At 34.6% G+C, this 2,264-nt stretch carries 2 protein-coding genes and 1 pseudogene; all 3 read right to left on the bottom strand.

All coding sequences use genetic code 11. The features are described 5' to 3' along the window. Positions 1-189 precede the first annotated feature (189 nt). Positions 190-1,419, bottom strand: a complete 1,230-nt coding sequence (aroA, locus tag ACH2BP_RS01505) for a 3-phosphoshikimate 1-carboxyvinyltransferase (RefSeq protein ID WP_395056320.1) — start codon at positions 1,417-1,419, stop codon at positions 190-192. A 100-nt stretch (positions 1,420-1,519) separates the two neighbouring features. Further along, entirely contained in the window at positions 1,520-1,846 is a 327-nt protein-coding gene (locus ACH2BP_RS01510) for a nucleotide pyrophosphohydrolase (RefSeq protein WP_035668323.1), read from the bottom strand. Between the two features lie 61 nt (positions 1,847-1,907). Further along, positions 1,908-2,264: pseudogene (locus tag ACH2BP_RS01515) on the bottom strand (transglutaminase); the annotation flags it as partial.

Raw genomic sequence — 2,264 nt, forward strand, 5'->3', positions numbered from 1 at the left:
AATCGAATTGAAAATGTGATAATTTCATTTAAAAAATTTATGAGTTATGACTTATAAATTATGTCCTTCAACTTCTCTCAGGACAGCAAAATTATAAATCGTTTGCAAATATACGATTGTGAGACAGGCGTTGTCAAGTGTTTTACTGTTTATTTTCAAAAGTAGCTGATTCACTAGTCTTTACAACTGTTATTTTTCTAAAATTTCGATGCCCAGACTTTTTAAATCACTCCAAAAATCAGGATAGGATTTTGAAACCACTTCGGCATTTTCGATGATTATTGGTACTTTCAAGGCCAATGGTGCAAATGCCATTGCCATTCTGTGATCGTTATACGTGGCAATTGGTACATTATGGTTGATGTTGGTTGAAGCCACAAGCGTCAAACTATCGTTGGTCACCGAAATATTCGCCCCAAGTTTTGTCATTTCAATTCGCAGTGCTTCCAGTCTATCGGTTTCTTTAATCTTCAAGGTATGAAGCCCTGTAAGATGACAGCCAATTCCTAATCCAAGGCAAGTAACTACAATGGTTTGTGCAATATCAGGCGTATTATTTAATTCAAAGTTTACCGTTTCAGGTTTAAAGTCAGATTGCTTAACCAAAGTCATTTTGTTTCCATCAAAATGTGTATCAATACCCATTTGCTTGTAGATTTGAGCCAAAGCCGAATCACCCTGCAAACTGGTTTCTTTATAACTGGTCAATGAAATGGAGGCGTTTTCTGCTAAAGCAGCCAGACTAAAAAAGTAAGAAGCAGAACTCCAATCGGATTCTACAGTCATTACTTTCGATTCTACTTCTTTTTTTGGATAAACGGTAATCACATTTCCTTCAAAACTGGTTTTAATATCTAGATCATTCAACAATGCCAACGTCATTTTAATATAAGGAACGGAAGTGATTTCACCAACTAATGTGATTTCGATTCCATTTTCTAATTTTGGCGCCACCAATAATAATGCTGATATGTATTGACTGCTTACATTAGCAGGAATATTTACTTTAGAAGCTGTGATTTTTTGTCCTTTGATTCGAATAGGCGGGTAACCAACTTCTTTTTCATACGAAATTTCTGCACCTAGTTGTTCCAAGGCTTCTACCAAAACCTTGATTGGGCGCTCTGTCATTCGCTGCGAACCTGTCAAAACCACTTCACGACCTTCGTTTACTGCAAAATAAGCCGTTAAGAAACGCATCGCCGTTCCAGCATGATGAATATCAACTATTTCCTGGTTTCCTTTCAACGCTTTTTGCATGACTTCACTATCATCAGAGTTTGAAGTATTCGCTAAGGTAATATTTGGAAACAAAGCTTGTAACAATAATAGTCGGTTGGTCTCACTTTTTGAACCAGTAATATTTAATTGTGAATTATCAATTGTGAATTGTGAATTCGTACTTAATTTTAAATTCATTTAGCTAATTATGGGTTATGAATTATGAATTATGAGTGGTATAATTCAAGTTCGCAATTTACCACTCCACATTTATAATTCATAATTTATACTTCACAAATTATTTGAGTTTCTCATTGTTTTTGTGACGATCTTTGTCTCGAATAGATTTTAAATCCATTTTTTTATCAAAAGCAGCCTGTAAATCGATTCCCGTTTGGTTTGCTAGACACAACACTACGAAAACCACATCTGCTAATTCTTCGCCAAGATCTTTGTTTTTATCGCTTTCTTTTTCGGATTGCTCTCCGTAACGGCGTGCTATGATTCGGGCCACTTCACCTACTTCTTCGGTAAGTTGCGCCATATTGGTCAATTCGTTGAAGTAGCGAACACCGTGTTCTTTGATCCAAGTGTCAACGTCTAGTTGGGAATTTTTTAAGTTCATATGATGTATGCTTATTTAATTATATTAGATTACAAAACCCTGATAAAGCTGTTGTTAAACATCACACTTTTTTAAGCACTATTTTCTCGTTTTGTTTTTCAATCATTTTTTGATAAAACTGTTTTAACATTGGATAATAATCTGCAATAACGATTGGTACGTTTATTTGATGCGATAGCATTAACTGAATCGAATTACCAGATGTATTTATCATAAATTTAAATCCCCCCAAATTATCCTCCATATTTAAAAGTAGCGGAGAAGGAATTGTTTCGACTCTATAACCGTCAGGGATTTTAATTGAAATGCTGTATTTATCGATAAAAGGAAATCCGTAATCTACAGGATAAGCCCTATTTTCTTGTTTAAAAGGATTTTGTTCTACAGCAAAAAACAGCATTGGATTTATATAAATCGC

The organism is Flavobacterium sp. (assembly GCF_043756175.1).
Lineage (GTDB): Bacteria > Bacteroidota > Bacteroidia > Flavobacteriales > Flavobacteriaceae > Flavobacterium.